The organism is Roseibium sp. (assembly GCF_965232425.1).
In the GTDB taxonomy this organism is placed as follows: Bacteria; Pseudomonadota; Alphaproteobacteria; order Rhizobiales; family Stappiaceae; genus Roseibium.
On sequence record NZ_OZ246971.1, the window covers coordinates 2,984,719 to 3,002,028 of the forward strand.

Genomic DNA, 17,310 nt, shown 5'->3' on the forward strand with positions numbered 1-17,310 from the left:
GTCAGAACCCTCCGTAGTCGACGCGTTCGGTCTTGCCGCTCTGCGCGGCCAGGCGAACGGCATGGGCAACGGCCAGGGACTTGATGCCGTCGACACCGTCGGCAGAGGGCGTGCCGTTTACGCGGACGGCATCGGTGAACAGGCTGAGAGCGCGGTGATAGAGGTTGTGGGTCTCGAACGGGACATCGCTTTCGCCGCCGGCGTCGACGAGCCTGATTTCACCGACCGGCTGCTGGGTCATGACGTTGCGGGCGAATATCGATCCTTCCGTCCCGTGAAACTCGATGCCGGTGCCGGCAAACCCGTGGGTAAAGCTTTCGTGGGTCTGCACCATGGTGCCGGACGGCATGGACCAGACAGACATGACGCTGTCCTCGACACCTTCGCCCATCCCGGAGGTTCCGGCTTTTGCCACCACATCAACCGGGTCTTCGGAAAGGTGAAAGCGGATGGTGTCGGCATCGTGGACAACGATATCGGGGATGACGCCGCCGCCGGCAGACGCATCGTTGATCCGCCAGCCGCGCAGGTGCTCCGGCAGGTTGACCGCGTGAAACACGCGGGCGCTCAAGACGCTGCCGATCCGTCCGGAAGAGATCAGGTCTCTTATGGCCAGATGCGAGCCGGCGTTGCGCAGGTGATGGTTGGTCGCAAAAACAACACCCTTTTCACGCGCCGCGCGAACCATCTCGACGGCATCTTCAAGCGTCATCGCCAGCGGTTTTTCGCACAGGACATGCTTGCCGGCGGCGATTGCCGCCATCGCCTGAGGATGGTGTTTTTCGTTCGTGGTGGAAATGTAGACGGCGTCCACGGTGTCGTCTGCCAGCTGGGCGTCCAGATCGGTGAAACTCTCCGGTATGGCATTTTCCTGAGCGAAGGCCGCGCCTCTTTCCGCATTCGAGCTCAGAACAGAGCAAACCTCGGCCCCGTCCTGAGTACGGATCGCATCGATCACATATCCGGATGCAATTCGGCTCGCACCGATCAGGGCCCAACGCATGCATACCTCCCGAGGATTTTTGGAACGTTCCAATTTGTTGATCGCATAAAACTTGGAACGTTCCAAGTTGTCAATAGAGGGAATGAGAAAAATCGCTGCTTTTGTTTTTCAAGCAGCCCGGGACTGTTGCATCACGCGCCGATCGGGTGTCCGGTCCGGCGCTTCAGATGGAGACGACGGCCTTGAGGGGAAGTTTCTGTGTCCGTGCGAGACCCTGCGCAGACCTGTCCGGCAGGAGCCCTCTGGAAACAACGATCGCGATCGCGTGTTCCCGAGTCTTCGCACCCAGCTTGCGCCGCGCGTTCCGGATATGAAATTCAACCGTGATGGGCGCAATTCCGAGGATTGCCGCAATCCTTTGTGGCCGTTCACCTACGGCAAGCTGTTGCAGGCACTGAATTTCGCGGTGCGTCAGGTGTTCCGGTTCAAAGTCATCCGTTTCAACGTCGGTCAATCTATGTCCTCCGCACCGCCGAATTTGCACATCTCATATTCGCTAACAGAGGGCTTCCCCAAAGGCATGACCAAATTTGGGTATGCCGTTGATTGCACCGGAGCTGGCGCTACATTCGTCTGGACCATTGAAAAAATTTTCATCGTCAATTTCTGAAGACGGGGGCGTGGACGCAGTTTGAGCGACTCAGGAAAAGGACCCGATCCGGCGCGGCTCGACGACATGATTGCGCACGCTTACAGCGCCATTCTCGATCAGGACAAGTTCGACGAGTTGATCCATCTGGCGGAGGGCAGCCTCTCGGATCCGAGCGCGCGCAAGGAACTTCTCCGCCGCAAGCGCGACATCGAAACGCATTTCGAGACGGCGGAACAGTTGCTGTCGAACCTGCCGAAACCGGTCCTGGAGGACGATCGCCCGGAATTGACCATCGGGACGGACCTGAAGGTCACGAAAGTCAACGACCTTGCAGAAACACTGCTGGGCGCAATGTCCGGTACATGGCTTGAAGACCTGCCGATCGATGACGACGGTCTGCAGCTTGTCCGTGACGCCGTGTCCGGAAAATTGAGCGACTGGCCCGTTGTCCGCATACCGACGCGGGGAACCGGCAAGCAGGTACTGCTGGCGCTGACAAAGACCGAGACAACGTCTTCCATCCCGGAGTGGCGCCTGTGCGGGGTTGAAAGCCTCTGGCGGCCTGGTGCAAGTCTTGCCATGCAGAGCCTTTACGGTCTGACACCGTCGGAGACCGATGTCCTGTCGCTTCTCGTCGGCGGGCACGCGCCGTCGGAAATTGCCGAGGCACGAAACAGGTCGGTCGAGACGGTGCGGCAGCAGATCAAGTCGATGATCATGAAGACGCGGTCGCGCGGGACCGGGGAACTGACCGATCTTGCCAAGGCGGTTGCGGCATCATCAAGCAGACGGTCCCCGGGCGCGCACAAAGCTGCGAACTCGACTCGGTTCCAACTGGAACTCGCGGACGGGCGCAAGCTGGACTATCTCGAACAGGGGGCGCCCGAGGGCAGGACCGTCCTGTTCCTGCACGGTTGTCTTTGCGGCAATCGCATGCCGAATGCCGCCGCCCGCCACTTTGCACAGTCCGGCATCCGCTTTCTGTCTCCGGCACGTCCCTGGCACGGGCAGAGCGACGGGCATGACATTTTGCTCCTGGACCCGAAGCGTTACGCCCGTGACCTGCGCCAGATGCTCGATCAGCTTGAGGTGGACAGGGTGTCGCTGGTCGCCTTTGACGTGGGCAGCATTTTCGCGCTTCTGTGTCTGCCCCAACTGCAGGACCGCGTGTCCGAGCTTCTTTGCGTTTCAGCGCAGCCACCGATGCGCTCTTTCCAGGATTTCGCCAGCGCGCCACCGCAACAGAAGCTATTCGCAATCCTGCCGCGCGTTTCCGTGTCCCTGCTGAGCTATATGGCGAAGATCGGCGACAAACGGCTCAAACGCGATGGCCCTGGCGGCTTTGCGCAAACGGTTTTCGGGGGCGCACCTGCAGATCTGGATGCCTGTCAGGACCCGCATCTTCTGGATCTTTTCTGGCAGGGCCACCTGTTCCATGTGGAAGCCGGGTCCGACAGCTTCATCAACGATTGCCGGTTCGTGGCCTCCGATTGGGAACGCAGTTTGCAGCCGGCAAATGTTCCCGTCCATTTCGTGCATGGAACCCAGAACCGGTCGATCCGTCCGGAGCGCATCCTGGCCTTTGCCGAGCGGCTGGAGGCGCGGGTGTCGCTGGTGGAAAACGCCGGGCACAGCCTGCCGTTCAGTCACTGGAAGGACTGGGTCAGGTTCCTGGACGCTACCGACTGACAGTGACCTAAGGGAATCGATAGCTGTCTTTGCAGCGGACCGCATGTTTTCCTAACGGCGTTAGCCGATCCAAGGACGATTGCGGATGCATGCGCTTTTTTCCAAACTGTTTTTTCTATGTTTTTTAATATCTTGCGCCCTGTCGCCTCTGACCGCGCAGGAGCTTTCGCCCGGACGCGCGATGTTCGTGTTCGACGGCTCGGGGTCGATGTGGGGACAGATCGACGGGCAGGCGAAGATCGTCACGGCGCGCGAGACGCTTGCCCGCGTGGCGACGCAATTGCCGCCGGACCTGGAAGTTGGTCTGGTCGCCTATGGCCATAACCGCAAGGGAGACTGCAACGACATCGAGACGCTTGTGCCGATTGGGCCCGCCGCGACCCAATCAGGCGCGCTGGTTTCGTCGGTGCAATCGCTCAACCCGAAAGGCAAGACCCCGCTTACAAGAGCCGTCAGGCGCGCAGCTGACGCACTGCGCTATCAGGAAGACAAGGCGACGGTGATCCTGATCACGGACGGTATCGAAACCTGTGAGGCTGATCCCTGTGCCGTTGCATCGGAGCTGGAAGCGCTGGGCATCGATTTCACCGCGCATGTGATCGGGTTCGGCCTCACCGCGGAAGAAAGCGGTCAGGTCGCCTGTCTTGCCGAAAACACCGGGGGACTGTTCCTGAATGCCGACGATGCGGCCAGTCTTGGCGAAGCGCTTCAGCAGACCGTTGCCCTGGCTCCGACCCCTGTTCCGGCCCCCGCTCCCGCCCCGGCGCCACCCGCGGCGTCACTTTCCAAGAACATCTCCGTTTCGGTCAGCCTGGAAGAAGGGGCGCAGGCACTGACCGACGCTGACGGTGTCCGGGTTTTCTGGAGTGCCGCACCTGAGAGCGGCGGCGAGGAAATCACGCTGCTGGCCCTGCCGCGTTTCAGCGCAAGACTGGAGCCGGGTTCCTATCTGCTGACAGCCCGGACGGACAGGGGCAGTTCGGCTTCCGAACGCATCACCGTTTCCGATACCGAGCTGACGGAAGTCAATCTTGTCCTGGGAGCCGGACAGCTCGACCTCGCTGCTATCATGGCAAACCAGGACATCAAGCTGTCAGACGTGGACTTCCGCTGGGACATTGAAAACCGGGTCACGGGCGAGACGTTTTCCGCCTATACGCAAAACCTCGTCGCGGTCGTTCCCAGCGGCCAGTACCGGGCAAACCTTGTCATCACGCGGCTCGACAAGATGTCGCCCGGCAGTGTCGACATCGACGTTCCGACCGGGAAAACGGTGCAGGCCGAGATCATTGCGGCGACCTCGAAAGTTCTGTTCCGCGCCTTCAACCGGGACGGCAGCGAGCTGACGACATTCGATGTCAGGTTCCAGATCTACGAAGGCGAAAGCACCGAAAACAACGACGAATTTCTCGCCATGCGGATCGGCGGCGATCCGATCCTGCTCTTGCCGGGCCGATATGCCATACGCGCGGAAGCCTGGGACAAGAGCAAGCGGGATCCCGTGGTCGAGGTGGTCGACATTGCGCCGGCAGCGGACCAGACGATCGATCTCGTGTTCCCATGAGCGCGCAGACTACATACTGGGATCCGTTCGAAGCACGCATTCAGCCGGCTGTCGAGGCACGGCTGGAACGCGCCAAGCCTCTCCTGCCTGCGTCGTTCAAGAAGCTGGAAGTGCCGCTCTTCCTGCTGTCGGTTCCAGGTTTCCTGCTTGCCATGTTCAGCGACAGCCTGAGGCCCCTCGGATTTGTCCTGGTTACGGTCGGAATGGCCGGTGGTTTTGCCATCGATCACCTGACGGGTGCATCAAAGGACAGGCTGAACCGTCTCCGCTCGGCCGCAGAGACGCTCGGGTTTCGGTTCCGGGCGAAGATCCCGGACATCCGCCTGCAGAAGATCCGGCAGCAGGTCCCCGAAGTGTTCAAGTTGCGGGTCGGCGGGTCAATCCCCCTCGTGGTCGAAAGCGAAATGTGGGGCGTGGCGGAGAACGGAACCCCCTTGTGGGTCGGCCTCGGAGCGCATTCCTCGACCGCGCTGTTCGGCGGGCCGAAGCAGAACACCGTGTCGCCGGGTGCGGGTGCCCAGGGCAATGTCCTGATGATGGTCGCCGCTTACCGGCTGGATCGCGACGCCTCGGTCCGGCTCGTGCTGATGCCTGAAAATCTGAGTGCTGTCGGACCGCTCGACAGGGATCTGAAAACCGAGAGCATCGCGTTCAACAACGCCTTTAACATCCGCGTGACCGAACGGAAAGACCAGGGCCGGCTCGACCGGCTCTCGGTCGAAACGCTGCAGGTCCTCACACCCGCCCTCCAAGCCAGGCTCCTGGACCTCGCGGACAGGTATGCGGCGCGGGTCATCATCGACAGGGACAGCGTCTACTTCGCCGGCTTCCGAAACCTGCAAAGCATGGACGATGCGACACTGCACGCCTTCGTCCAGGAGGCCGTCGGCGATTTTGCCGAAGCGTCCGTTTCCTTCAAACACTACGCGGAGTGAACTCGCCATGACGGTTGTGCTGATATTGATGCTTCTGGTGGCCGTTGTCGCCGGGACCTATGTGCTCTGCTACAACTCGCTGATGGCCGCGAGTTTCCGCGTGGACGAAGCCTGGTCGGGCATTACCGTCCAGCTCAAGCGGCGCCATGCGCTTGTGCCCAATCTGGTTCAGGCTGCGCGAACGGCCCTTGGCCACGAACAGGCAATTCTCGACAAGATCGTATCGGCGCGGAGCGCCGCCCTGGAAGCGATGGCCACCGACCGTCACGCCGACATCGCCCTGGCCGAAGCAGGATTGAGCCAGGCGCTCGGACAGCTGTTTGCCTATACCGAAGACAATCCGGAAATCACCGCAAACGAGAACCTCGCCCTTCTGCAAAAGCAGCTGGAGGAAACCGAGGATCAGGTGGCCGCCGCGCGCAGGATCTACAACGGAAACGTCCAGGCCTACAACACGCGGTCCGCCTCCATTCCGTGGAACTTCGTCGCGGGTCTCAACGGGCTCAAACCTTCGGAAATGTTCCGCCTGGATGACGCGGAGATGAAGCTTGTGTCGCAGGATCCTTCCGTCGAAGACCTGCAGCTCGCCGTTCCGCCCCAAAGCGAGAGGACGTGAACTGATGAAGCGGATTTTTCTTTGCGCCGCGTTCCTGCTGCTGGCTCTTTCTCCGGCGGCAGCGTCGCCGGAGACCTGTGTCGCCTCGGCTCCGAGCGGGAACTCGCTGCGGGTCTATGATGCGCCGTCGACGAATGGTCCGGTGCTCGGCGGCATCGGCGTCGGAACCTGTGGCATCAACGTGACGAACCAGTGCGAAGGCACGATGTGCGTCATTGCGTTTCCCGGTCTCAACGGCTGGGTCGACATGCGGCACATCTCCAACAGCCCGGTTCAGGCACCCGGTCTGATGACCTCGGCAGACGTTCTCGGGACCTATATTTACGGTGTCACCGGAGGCAGCGGCAAGGTAACGGCCGCCGGAGTGACGCAGCCGACGCCCGTTGACGCGACCGGGACGGTCCGGATCGAAAAATCCTCGCCAACCGCCGCCACTCTCGTCCTGCCGCGCGAAGTGACCGATGCGCCGATTCGCCTTTCGGGAAGCGGCGCGGGTCCCTGGACAGGCGGGTTCGGCAGCTGGGGCGGTATGCCGATGAATGTTTCGGTGCGTTTCGACGGACTGGGCAATGCGTCGGCGAGCCTCGTTCTGGTCGGGCAAAACCAGATTGCCTCCATGGAGATCAGCCTGAACCTCGCGGTTCAGACCCTGCCGTCCGGATCGCAGCCGGCAGCGTCTGCTCCGGCGCCCGGAAGCGGGCCGGTCCCCAATCCTCAGCCCCCTGTTGCCGGCGGCGGCAATCCATGCGTGGAGTTGGCACGCATTACCGCCATCATCAACCGGCAGGCGGGAACCCGGCAGGTGCAGGATCTTCGCGGCATTTATGTCATTGCGGGTGTGAAGAGCACCGATGCGACGGGAGATCCCGGCGCGTGCCGGAGAGCGCTCGACCTGATCGCACAGAATGAAGGTCTCTGGAAACTTGCCGAAAATGGCGGCGTCGGCAGTACCGCGGCCGCTCCCGGCGGAGCCGTTCCAGCGCCCCGGCCAAGCCCGAAGGAGACGCCGTCACCGTCCGGTTCCCAGTCCGCTCAAACGATCGCACCGCCGGCGGGTACAGCAGTCGGTGACCCGGGCATCGGCGCTGCAGGGCAGGGTGCCCTGCTCGTGGAGGCCTGCGTGATCCTGCAGCCTGCCGTCAGTCCCCTTTTGCGCGGGACGTCTCGCGAAACGCGGTCTGCAGCTTTGAAGATCCTGGCGGTCCAGGGCATCGTCAGCGTCGCGTCGGCGCAACCGAGGCAATGTGCCTTCGTCATGGCGGAGCTGATCGCCGCCGGACTGATTGCAAACGACAACCGGCCCTGGGCAATGCTGGCGCAGTCAGGCGGCGCGGCGCTTGTGCAACAAGGCGAGGACCCGGCGACGATGATTGCAGGCGGTGTCGAAATCGGCATCGATCAGAGCGATTTCATTCCGGAATTCAACCCGGAAGGGCAGGACGGTCGAACCGCCCCGCCCGGAGTTGCCGAGAGCACCGGCCCGGCTGCCGGCAATTCGTGCATTGAACTTGGAAACGCGATGATCGTCACGATCCGGCTGGGTTTTTCCGCCGATATCGACGGCTTCGCCGCCATCTTGAAGAAACACCGCGTCGAAACGCTGGATCCCAGCGGCGCCCGGATCTGCCGGAATGCACTGGCGGAGGCCAGGCAGGCCGGGCTTGTCCGATAACCCACTTGCCCGGAGCAGAGCGATGCCTCCCGTGTTTTCAAAGCTGCCCCTTGTTCTCGCCTGCCTGTTTCTTGCGGGCATGGACACAAGGACTGCTCCTGCTCAGACCGCCGCATCCGATCCGGCCGAAACCGCCGATCTGCCCGGTTTCGGTGTCTGGGGACCTGCCTACAGGCTTCGGAATGTCCCGGACGGCATGCGTCTTGTCGTGCGGGCGTCAGGAGATCGCGGGGCGGCAACCGTCGGCAGTCTCACAAGGTCGGCCAGCGAAATCCTCGTCCTGAACTGTTTCCCCGAGATCGTGCCGCTCGATTTTGAAGACGCAAGTCCCGAGGCCAAACGTGAAATGCTCGGGGGCGTTTGGTGCCGGATCGACCACTATGGCATGACCGGTTTCGTTCCCGGCATCTATCTCGACCCGATCCTCGGCCGCTAATTCCAACGAGTGGCGGGACAAGGAGGCCGCCCTGTGCGTCAGCCGCGTTCCGTCGGCCAGCTTGCGTGCAGGGCATCGATGACAAAGGCATGTGCGTGACGCTTCCCGGCGGCGTCCCGCAGATGCGGATGATCTGCCGGCAGCTCGGGGTGTTCGTGTGCCAGTATCCTGCTGTCTGCCGGTGGCCAAAGTTTCATCGCGGCCAGCGTTCCGGCGATCGCAAGACCGGCGTGTGCGAGCATTGTTGTCTGAAGGCCCGCGCTCGAACCCAGCCAGCCGGCGAGCGGATAGGCGATCAGCCAGCAGCCATGCGAAAGCGCGAACTGGGCGGCGAAGACCATCGGTCTGTCTTCGGCATGCGCCGAGTTTCGCAGCAATCGGCCCGAAGGCACCATGATTGCTGAACTTGCCGTTCCCATCACGAACCATACACCGAGCAGGAGCGGCCAAAGGTCCTGCGCTTGCAATCTTGTCGCGACAACTGCAAACGCGAGCAGAACGCAGGGCAGGACACATGCACCCGACAGCATCACACTTCGGTCGCTCACCGTCCGCAGCAGGCGGGGAAGGGCGAGCGCGGCCACCATCGAGCCGCCGCCATAGGCTGCCATGGCAAGGGCAAGATCCGTGTCGCTGCCGCCGAGCAGGCTCTTGACCACCACCACGGAATTCACGATCACGATAGCGCCCGCGGCGGCAACGGTGAGGTTGAGGGCGAGCAGGCCCTGCAGCCTCGGTGTCTGCAGATAGATGCGCATGCCCTGCGAGATCCGCTGCCAGGGCGAGACGCCGCTTGTGGCGGCAATGGCGGGAATCGTAACTGTTAGAACAAGACCCGCGGAGACCAGAAAGCCGACGACGGTGCCGCTGAAAAGCCAGTGATAACCGACAAGGCCGATCAGGACAGCCGCGACGACCGGGCTGAGAAGGTTCTCAAGATCATAGGCCATGCGCGACAGGGACAAGGCGTTGGTATAGTCCTGCTCGTCCTTGAGGATATCCGGGATCGTCGCCTGAAATGCCGGGGTGAAAGCGGCCGACGCGGACTGAAGGACAGCGATCAGGACGTAGATCTGCCAGACGGCATCCACGAAAGGCAGTGCAACAGCCGTTGCCGCGCGCACAAGGTCAAGGCCAACCAGCCATGCCCTGCGCGGAAAACGGGATGCGAACCCGGCGGCGAGCGGGGACAGGGTCACGTAGACGATCATCTTGATCGCCAGCGCTGTGCCCAGCACCGCACCTGCATTTGCTCCTGCGAGGTCATAGGCGAGAAGCGCGAGCGCGACCGTCATCAAGCCGGTGCCGAACAGGGCGATGACCTGGGCGGCGAAAAGATGGCGGTATGTGTGATTGGCCAGAACGGTGAACATCTTTGACGCGCGGTGCCGGTTCGAGCAGGTTCCGATTGATGGATAGCACGCATCGCCGCGCATCGCCAAACCGTGGAGCCTGACCCTCCTTTCGATCGATTGCCAAGATCGGTCAGGCGCGCGAACCAGCCTCGGCAGAGGTTATTGGAGCGCGACCCCGAAAGGGGCTTTCTCGCGTGCAGCGCGGTACCAGTCGACGATCTTGCGACGCTCGTCTTCTTCCATGTAGGAGACATTGGCCGGCGGCATGGCGTTGGTGACGCCCGATTGCAGATAGATTTCGCGCGCCGCCCGCACGATATCGGCATCCGTTTCAAGGACCACGCCCTTCGGCGCCCAGTGGATACCCTCGTAGACGGGCTCGCGTGCGTGGCACATGGCGCAGCGGCCCGGGACGATGGATCTGATCTCGTCAAATCCGGACGCGCTCGCGAATACCTGTTCGGTGGGTGTCAGGGGACGGGTCTCCGAAGCTTCGTAGCTGCCGTCCTTCCACATGGGCAACATGCTCAGGTGAATGATGAAGATGAACAGGATGGCAGTCGCGAGCCAGGTCCACATGGGAGCCTTTCCGCCGGCGTGCTTGGTGTTGAAGTAGTGTCGGATGGTGACGCCCATCAGAAAGACAAGCGCGGCGATCACCCAGTTGTATTCGGACGCGAATGCGAGCGGATAGTGGTTGCTCAGCATGAGGAAGACGACCGGCAGCGTCAGGTAGTTGTTGTGCATGGACCGCAGCTTGGCGATCTTGCCGTATTTGGCGTCCGGCGTGCGCCCGGCCTTCAGGTCGGCCACCACGATCTTCTGGTTAGGGATGATGATGAAGAACACGTTTGCGGTCATGATCGTCGCCGTGAAAGCGCCGAGATGCAGCAGGGTGGCGCGGCCGGTGAAGATCTGGTCATAGCCCCAGCCCATCGCCACCAACAGAATGAAGAGCAGGATCATCAGGACGGTCGGGTGGTCCCCAAGCGGCGACTTGCACAGAAAATCATAGACGAGCCAGCCGATCGAAAGCGATGCGGCGGAGATCAGGATCCCCTGCCACAGGGCGAGATCCGCCTTTTCAGGGTCGATCAGATAGAGTTCGCCGCCGACCCAGTAGACGATCATCAGGAGGGCCGCACCCGACAGCCAGGTGGCGTAGCTCTCCCATTTGAACCAGGTGAGATGCTCCGGCATGTGTTCCGGCGCGACGAGATACTTCTGGATGTGGTAGAAGCCGCCGCCATGGACCTGCCATTCCTCGCCGAAGGCACCCACGGGCAGGTGTGGCGACTTGCGCAGGCCCAGGTCCAGGGCAATGAAATAGAAGGACGAGCCGATCCAGGCGATGGCTGTCACGACGTGCAGCCACCTGACGGCGAATGCGAGCCATTCCCAGATGATGGCGATATCCAGCATGGTGTCCCTCCAGCCCTATGCAGGCACCCTAGTGCGGTGAATTTGAAGTTCGCATCATTGCTGCAGCAGTCTCCGAAGCGAACTTAAAATTCGTAAACCGCACTAGGAATATAAACTTGCTCGTCACCTTCTTGAATCTGAAGTTCGTTCGAAGCCCGCTGCAAATGAGTCGAACTTCAGATTCGGGTGACGACGTTACGGGCCGACTTGTGAGTCCGTAACCTACTCTACCTTGATATTTTCTGGTATCTCGACATAATTCCGATCAGTTTCAAAAAAAACGGATAAATAGGGGCGTGGCCTACCTGGAGAATATTCGCACTTTCCTGCGTGTCTACGAGCTTGGCAACATGTCCGCCGCCGCGCGCGATCTCAGGATATCCTCCGCCGTTGCGTCCTCCCGGGTTTCGCAGCTCGAAGATCATCTGAATGTCCGGCTGTTCCAGCGCACGACCCGCGCGCTCAGTCCCACGGAACACGGCAACCTGTTCTACCGCGGCGCCACCAAGATCGTCGAAGCGGTCGAGGAAGCCGAGGCGGAAATCAGCAACGTGACGCGCTCGCCCCGGGGCACGCTCTTCATCGCGGCCCCGATCGGCATGGGGCAGCGGCTGATTGCACCGTCCATCCCCGCCTTCAAGGCGGCCAATCCGCTGATCGACATCCGCCTGCGGCTGTCGGACCGGAAAGTGGACCTGACCGGAGAAGGCCTCGATGCGGCCTTTTTCCTTGGCGTGCCGGAGGATTCGACGCTGAAAATCCGGAAGATCGCGGACTGCGCGCGGGTCCTGTGCGCATCACCGGACTACATTGCCCGCAAAGGTGCGCCTGAAAGTCATGAGGACCTTGCGTCCGGCGCGCATGACTGTCTCAACATGCGATATCCGGGAGCCCCGGAATTCCAGTGGCCGCTTCAGACCGGCGGCGGGCTGAAGAAGGTCGCCGTCAGGGGACCGTTCGAGTCCGACCATGGCGATGTCCTGACCGAATGGGCCCTGGCCGGCCATGGCATCATATTGAAACCCGTCTTCGAGATCGCCGACCATCTGTCATCAGGAAAACTGGTTCCGGTCCTGGAAACCGAACCGCCGTTGCCGGTGCAGATGGCTTGCCTGTTTACGCATCGCAAGCGGCAGGACCCGAAGGTCCGGCTCTTTCTCGACTTCATGGTTGCCCGTATCCATGCGGCGCTGGACGGGAAGGCTGCGCAGGGTTTTGCGCAAGGGTGAACGGGTTTGACCGGCACGAGCGCGGCTTAACAATCCGGTAAGCAAATACAGCCTTTTGAGTGGTGTTTCCTATTTCTTCTATTAGAAATTGAAGGCCGCGAGTCCCGTTGGACTTCTCATTGCGTTACACAAGTCATTTGAGGCTGAACGTGAACAATGTTCTGAAATTTCTGTCTTTCTTTGCGATTTTGGCGGCTTCGAGCGCGACTGCAAAAGCCTGCATGACCTATGCACAAAGGGACATCAACGATGTTCGCCTTGCAGATGCCGTCGTGGTCGGGGAGATCCGGAAATACGAAATCGTGGAGAGTGTCGAAGCACGCAAAAGGCGGGCGGAGATGCGGGCGCGCAATCCGGAACTCTGGAAAGACATCAGCGAAGACGCCGGCTACCTGTCCGACTATGCCCGTTTTGAAATTGCCGTGACAGACGTGCTCAAGGGCGAGGCTTCCGGCGTTGTCACGGTGACATGGGACAATTCGACATTCGGCGAGCCGAAGACTATCGCGACGGGCACGTATCTGGTTGCCTTGCGCCGGGCGGACAGCCCGCGGCCGCCACTCCGAGGGCCGAGCGCGACCATACTTGCCCAGCCCGAACCCGGCCTGATGACCGTGTTGCAGGCTCCGTGCTCGGGGGCATTCATCTTTGCCGCCAAGCCTGACACCATCCAGACGATCCGGGACATTCTTCTGAACGGCGACAACTGATCGCGTGGAGAAGATCGCCGACGCTGTTGCAAGGTGCGGCGGGTCGGAAGCTCTTTCAAGAATTTCCGGAAAGCCTTCACCTCTTTTTTGCGCTAGACATGCCTGATCAGCAGGAGGTGTGTCTTGAATCGCTATGCGCGCAATCTTCGGGGCTATGGCCCTTTTCCGCCCGATCCCAAATGGCCGGGAGACGCCAGGGTCGCCGTTCAGTTCGTCCTGAACTATGAGGAAGGCGGCGAGAACAACGTGCTGCACGGTGATGCCGCCTCCGAGGCGTTCCTGTCCGACATACCCGGAGCGGCGCAGTGGACCGGTCAGCGGCACTGGAACATGGAGTCCATTTATGAATATGGCGCGCGGGCCGGGTTCTGGCGCCTGCACCGCCTGTTCACCCGTGCCGGAATTCCGCTCACGATCTACGGCGTGGCGTCCGCGCTGGCGCGCAATCCGGAACAGGTCGAGGCGATGAAGGAAGCCGGTTGGGAAATCGCCAGTCACGGCCTGAAGTGGGTCGAGCACAAGGACATGCCGGATCAGGAGGAACGCGCCGCGATCGCCGAGGCCATCCGGCTGCACACGGAAGTGGTGGGGGACCGCCCGCGTGGCTGGTATACGGGGCGCTGTTCGGAGAACACCGTGCGGCTTGTCGCGGAAGAGGGCGGCTTCGACTACATCTCCGATACCTATGACGACGATCTGCCTTACTGGCTGGAAATTGGCGGGCGCGAGCAGCTGATCATTCCCTATACGCTCGAGGCCAACGACATGCGGTTTGCCGTGTCGCCCGGCTGGAGCGACGGCGAGGACTTCTTCAACTATCTGAAAAACGCGTTTGACGCGCTTTACGAGGAAGGCGGGACCGACACGCCGAAGATGATGTCGATCGGTCTGCACTGCCGCCTGGTGGGACGACCGGGGAAGATCATGGCGCTCCGGAAATTCATCGACCATATCCAGTCGCACGAAGGTGTCTGGTGCCCGCGCCGGATCGAGATTGCCGAGCACTGGGCCAGACATCACCCGCCGCAAGGCGGCCTGCAGCCAAGCCGCATGACACGAAGCGAATTCGCTGACCGGTTCGGCGGCATTTTCGAGCACTCCCCCTGGATCGCGGAGCGCGCGTTCGATCTGGAACTCGGACCGGCGCATGACTGCGCCGCCGGTGTTCACAACGCGCTCTGCCGCATGTTCCGTTCCGCCAGCAGGGAAGAACGTCTCGGCGTCCTGAAAGCGCATCCGGATCTCGCCGGCAAGCTGGCGCAGGCCGGGCGTCTCACGGCGGAAAGCACATCGGAACAGGCAAGCGCGGGACTGGACCTCCTGACCGACGAGGAGCGGGTGACCTTCACGGGCCTGAACGCCGCCTATGTCGGGAAACACGGGTTTCCCTTCATCATCGCGGTCCGTGATCACGACAAGGCGTCGATCCTGTCCGCATTCCAGCGGCGGATCGAGAATGACGGCGAGACGGAGTTTGCCGAGGCCTGCCGGCAGGTCGAACGCATTGCCCGCCACCGCTTGACGGACCTGCTGCCGTGAGCGCGAAGACGATCACCGCGCGGGTTCTGACCGCGGAGGCATTCGCGCCGTTCGGGGACGTGATCGAGCCTGACGGTTCACCCGACAAGATCATCAACCAGGGCATGTGCGGCCGGTTCCACGATCTCGCCTGCCTGGACTTCGGGTCAGGCCGCGCCGGCATCAGCCTGTTCGACGCCAAAGCCAGGACATTGCCCCATACCGTGGACATGGTCGAGCGGCATCCGGAAGGCAGCCAGGCTTTCATGCCCGTGGACGGGGTGCCTATGCTGGTTGTCGTGGCAGAGGACGAGGCCGGACGGCCGGTCAACCTGAAGGCCTTCGCCAGCCAGCCCGGGCAGTCGATCAATCTTCACCGGGGAACCTGGCATGGCGTGCTAGCGCCGCTCGGACAACCCGGACGGTTCGTGGTGGTCGACCGGATCGGCGACGGCGACAATCTGGAGGAGTTCTGGTTCCCGGCCCCCTTTGTCGTGGACGCCATCGAGGGCTGAGACGCACGCGCCTCGGCGCTGCGGAAGCGGCGTCCTACCGCGCCGACATCAGCCGCGCCATGTCGATCATCCGGCGCGAGAAGCCCCATTCATTGTCGTACCAGCCGAAAATGCGTGCCTGCCGGTCACTGGCTGACAGGGTTTCGGGCAGGGCAATCACGAGCGATTCCGGACGCGTGCGCATGTCGGTGGAGACGACGCGGTCGCCTGTGAAACCGATCACAGGACTGCCGGCAAAGACCCGTTGCAGCATCTCGTTGACGGGTTCGCCGAGCGGCCGTTCCCAGGTCACGGTCAGGTCGACGGCGGACACGCTGATGGCCGGCACCCTTACGGCGGCGCCGGTGATCCGGCCGCTCATCCGCGGCACGACCTTGCCCACGAGTTTCGTTGCACTTGTCGTCGTCGGAACCATCGAGACCCCGCCGGCCCGGCTGCGTTCCAGCGGCCCGCGCGGCGCATCCACCATCGGCTGGCTGCCGGTGTAGCAGTGGATCGTGGTCATGTGCCCGGTGCCGATGCCGATGGCGTCGTCCAGGCCGCGCAGCAGCGGTGCCAGCGCGTTGGTCGTGCAGGAGCCGTTGGAGACGATCCGGTGCTTGCCGAGTTGCTCTTCGTTGGCACCCAGGACAATCGTTTTTTCGGCCGCGCGCGAGGGACCGGAAATCAGGATGTTTGCCGCCCCGGCGTCCAGGCCGCGCCGGGCAATCTCGCCGGTGTCAGCCTTGCCGGTGCATTCCATCACGACGTCGACGCCCTCCAGATCGAGCGCGGAAAGATCCGCTTCCCGCGAGAACGGGATTTCCAGATCGCCGATTATCAGGGACGCGTCGCCGGCGTCGACCGGGCCCGGATAGGGACCGAAGACACTGTCATATTTGAAAAGGTAGGCGCATGTCTCCAGCGGCGCGATGTCGTTGATGGCCGCGATGGTGACGCCCTGGCCGTCAGGCAAGGTCAAAATCTGGCGCAGGACAGTCCGGCCGATCCGGCCGAACCCGTTGATGACAATCCGCATGACGACGACCTGTCTTTCGGTTCTCCATAGACGGAATGCCATCGGAAATCCAGCATTCCGAAAGACTGCCTATCATGCTTTAAGCTATTGATCTCATTTATATTGTCCCTAGGGACAATCGTGCTTTCTCATCGGCCGGGATCAAAGCGGGCGGCAGGACGGAGCGGCATGTGCCGGTTGACGTCCTTGTAGAGAAGATATCGGAAGAGACCCGGTCCGCCCGCGTAGCAGGCCTGTGGGCAAAAGGCGCGCAACCACATGTAGTCGCCCGCTTCCACCTCGACCCAGTCCTGATTGAGACGGTAGACCGCCTTGCCCTGAAGCACATAAAGGCCATGCTCCATGACATGGGTTTCGGCAAATGGAATGACGGCTCCGGGCTCAAAGGTCACGATGTTGACATGCATGTCATGGCGAAGATCGGTCGGTTCCACAAAGCGGGTGGTCGCCCATTTTCCCTCCGTTCCGGGCATCGCCACGGGAGCGTTGTCGCTCTCATGCGTTACGAAAAATCCGGGCGCGTCGAGACCGTCGACAGCTTCATATGCCTTGCGGATCCAGTGAAAGCACACATTTGCGGAGCTGTTGTTGCGGAATGTCCAGTCCGTTGCCGGGGGCAGGAAAACGTAACTTCCTTCGCGCAGCTCGAATGTCTGACCGTTCACGGTCAGGGTGGCTTCGCCGTCAACGACAAACAGGACGCCTTCCGCCGCGCTGTCAGTTTCCGGTTTCTCCGATCCGCCGCCCGGGGCGACTTCCATGATGTACTGGGAGAAGGTTTCGGCGAAACCCGACAGCGGTCTGGACAGCACCCAGAGCCGGGTGTCGTCCCAGAACGGAAGGTAGCTGGTGACGATGTCGCGCATCGTTCCCTTCGGAATGACCGCGTAGGCATCGGTGAAAACGGCACGGTCGGTCAGAAGGGTTTCCTGTCCGGGGTGACCGCCTTTCGGCGCAAAAAGAGTTTCTGACACGGCTTGATTGTCCCGTTGTTTGTTGCCCTCAGACTATGCCGCCCCGGCACCACAAGCGCCAG

The 17,310-nt window shown here is 61.8% G+C and carries 16 protein-coding genes; 11 read left to right on the top strand and 5 right to left on the bottom strand.

Annotation, left to right across the window (positions count from 1 at the left end; translation table 11 throughout):
• Position 1 precedes the first annotated feature (1 nt).
• Positions 2-1,003, bottom strand: a complete 1,002-nt coding sequence (locus tag ACO08A_RS13745; protein ID WP_422041572.1) for a Gfo/Idh/MocA family protein — start codon at positions 1,001-1,003, stop codon at positions 2-4.
• Between the two features lie 82 nt (positions 1,004-1,085).
• Here ACO08A_RS13745 and ACO08A_RS13750 point away from each other — a divergent pair, with 82 nt between their 5' ends.
• The 7 genes from ACO08A_RS13750 (at position 1,086) to ACO08A_RS13780 (ending at position 8,507) form a co-directional block, all read left to right on the top strand.
• Positions 1,086-1,613: a hypothetical protein gene (locus tag ACO08A_RS13750; RefSeq protein ID WP_422041573.1), complete on the top strand. Its 528-nt coding sequence runs from the start codon at positions 1,086-1,088 to the stop codon at positions 1,611-1,613.
• Positions 1,614-1,634: 21 nt separating this feature from the next.
• Complete coding sequence (locus ACO08A_RS13755; protein ID WP_422041574.1) at positions 1,635-3,284, top strand: serine aminopeptidase domain-containing protein; 1,650 nt, start codon at positions 1,635-1,637, stop codon at positions 3,282-3,284.
• A gap of 181 nt (positions 3,285-3,465) precedes the next feature.
• Positions 3,466-4,848, top strand: coding sequence for a vWA domain-containing protein (locus ACO08A_RS13760; protein ID WP_422041575.1), 1,383 nt, complete (start codon positions 3,466-3,468; stop codon positions 4,846-4,848).
• The gene (locus tag ACO08A_RS13765) at positions 4,845-5,783 is read left to right on the top strand and encodes a hypothetical protein (protein ID WP_422041576.1); all 939 of its coding nucleotides are present in this window, start codon (positions 4,845-4,847) and stop codon (positions 5,781-5,783) included. The genes ACO08A_RS13760 and ACO08A_RS13765 overlap by 4 nt, the downstream gene beginning before the upstream one ends.
• 7 nt (positions 5,784-5,790) lie before the next feature.
• The gene (locus tag ACO08A_RS13770) at positions 5,791-6,399 is read left to right on the top strand and encodes a LemA family protein (RefSeq protein ID WP_422041577.1); all 609 of its coding nucleotides are present in this window, start codon (positions 5,791-5,793) and stop codon (positions 6,397-6,399) included.
• A gap of 4 nt (positions 6,400-6,403) precedes the next feature.
• Positions 6,404-8,071 carry a hypothetical protein gene (locus ACO08A_RS13775; RefSeq protein ID WP_422041578.1) on the top strand — a complete coding sequence of 556 codons (1,668 nt, stop codon included), beginning with the start codon at positions 6,404-6,406 and terminating at the stop codon, positions 8,069-8,071.
• 22 nt (positions 8,072-8,093) lie between these two features.
• Complete coding sequence (locus ACO08A_RS13780; protein WP_422041579.1) at positions 8,094-8,507, top strand: hypothetical protein; 414 nt, start codon at positions 8,094-8,096, stop codon at positions 8,505-8,507.
• A gap of 38 nt (positions 8,508-8,545) precedes the next feature.
• On the opposite strand, the gene ACO08A_RS13785 is transcribed toward ACO08A_RS13780, so the two are convergent.
• Positions 8,546-9,880 carry an MFS transporter gene (locus tag ACO08A_RS13785; RefSeq protein WP_422041580.1) on the bottom strand — a complete coding sequence of 445 codons (1,335 nt, stop codon included), beginning with the start codon at positions 9,878-9,880 and terminating at the stop codon, positions 8,546-8,548.
• Positions 9,881-10,021: 141 nt separating this feature from the next.
• Complete coding sequence (locus ACO08A_RS13790) at positions 10,022-11,284, bottom strand: urate hydroxylase PuuD (protein ID WP_422041581.1); 1,263 nt, start codon at positions 11,282-11,284, stop codon at positions 10,022-10,024.
• Positions 11,285-11,580: 296 nt separating this feature from the next.
• Here ACO08A_RS13790 and ACO08A_RS13795 point away from each other — a divergent pair, with 296 nt between their 5' ends.
• From ACO08A_RS13795 to ACO08A_RS13810, 4 genes are all read left to right on the top strand, one after another.
• Entirely contained in the window at positions 11,581-12,513 is a 933-nt protein-coding gene (locus ACO08A_RS13795) for a LysR family transcriptional regulator (RefSeq protein ID WP_422041582.1), read from the top strand.
• Positions 12,514-12,734: 221 nt separating this feature from the next.
• Positions 12,735-13,223 (top strand): hypothetical protein, encoded by a 489-nt coding sequence (locus ACO08A_RS13800; RefSeq protein WP_422041583.1) that lies wholly within the window; start codon positions 12,735-12,737, stop codon positions 13,221-13,223.
• Between the two features lie 123 nt (positions 13,224-13,346).
• Entirely contained in the window at positions 13,347-14,762 is a 1,416-nt protein-coding gene (puuE, locus tag ACO08A_RS13805) for an allantoinase PuuE (RefSeq protein ID WP_422041584.1), read from the top strand.
• Positions 14,759-15,256 carry an ureidoglycolate lyase gene (locus ACO08A_RS13810; RefSeq protein WP_422041585.1) on the top strand — a complete coding sequence of 166 codons (498 nt, stop codon included), beginning with the start codon at positions 14,759-14,761 and terminating at the stop codon, positions 15,254-15,256. The genes puuE and ACO08A_RS13810 overlap by 4 nt, the downstream gene beginning before the upstream one ends.
• A 34-nt stretch (positions 15,257-15,290) precedes the next feature.
• Here the strand turns inward: ACO08A_RS13810 and ACO08A_RS13815 are convergent, their stop codons facing one another.
• Positions 15,291-16,316: a type I glyceraldehyde-3-phosphate dehydrogenase gene (locus ACO08A_RS13815; protein WP_422041586.1), complete on the bottom strand. Its 1,026-nt coding sequence runs from the start codon at positions 16,314-16,316 to the stop codon at positions 15,291-15,293.
• An 86-nt stretch (positions 16,317-16,402) separates the two neighbouring features.
• Complete coding sequence (locus tag ACO08A_RS13820; protein ID WP_422041587.1) at positions 16,403-17,248, bottom strand: bifunctional allantoicase/(S)-ureidoglycine aminohydrolase; 846 nt, start codon at positions 17,246-17,248, stop codon at positions 16,403-16,405.
• Positions 17,249-17,310 lie beyond the last annotated feature (62 nt).

What these genes read in the sequence shown, in the direction of transcription:
- ACO08A_RS13745 (WP_422041572.1), bottom strand. Translation starts at nt 1,003, where the DNA reads ATGCGTTGGGCCCTGATCGGTGCGAGCCGAATTGCATCCGGATATGTG.
- ACO08A_RS13750 (WP_422041573.1), top strand. Translation starts at nt 1,086, where the DNA reads ATGAGAAAAATCGCTGCTTTTGTTTTTCAAGCAGCCCGGGACTGTTGC.
- ACO08A_RS13760 (WP_422041575.1), top strand. Translation starts at nt 3,466, where the DNA reads ATGTTCGTGTTCGACGGCTCGGGGTCGATGTGGGGACAGATCGACGGG.
- ACO08A_RS13765 (WP_422041576.1), top strand. Translation starts at nt 4,845, where the DNA reads ATGAGCGCGCAGACTACATACTGGGATCCGTTCGAAGCACGCATTCAG.
- ACO08A_RS13770 (WP_422041577.1), top strand. Translation starts at nt 5,791, where the DNA reads ATGACGGTTGTGCTGATATTGATGCTTCTGGTGGCCGTTGTCGCCGGG.
- ACO08A_RS13775 (WP_422041578.1), top strand. Translation starts at nt 6,404, where the DNA reads ATGAAGCGGATTTTTCTTTGCGCCGCGTTCCTGCTGCTGGCTCTTTCT.
- ACO08A_RS13780 (WP_422041579.1), top strand. Translation starts at nt 8,094, where the DNA reads ATGCCTCCCGTGTTTTCAAAGCTGCCCCTTGTTCTCGCCTGCCTGTTT.
- ACO08A_RS13785 (WP_422041580.1), bottom strand. Translation starts at nt 9,880, where the DNA reads ATGTTCACCGTTCTGGCCAATCACACATACCGCCATCTTTTCGCCGCC.
- ACO08A_RS13790 (WP_422041581.1), bottom strand. Translation starts at nt 11,284, where the DNA reads ATGCTGGATATCGCCATCATCTGGGAATGGCTCGCATTCGCCGTCAGG.
- ACO08A_RS13800 (WP_422041583.1), top strand. Translation starts at nt 12,735, where the DNA reads ATGACCTATGCACAAAGGGACATCAACGATGTTCGCCTTGCAGATGCC.
- ACO08A_RS13815 (WP_422041586.1), bottom strand. Translation starts at nt 16,316, where the DNA reads ATGGCATTCCGTCTATGGAGAACCGAAAGACAGGTCGTCGTCATGCGG.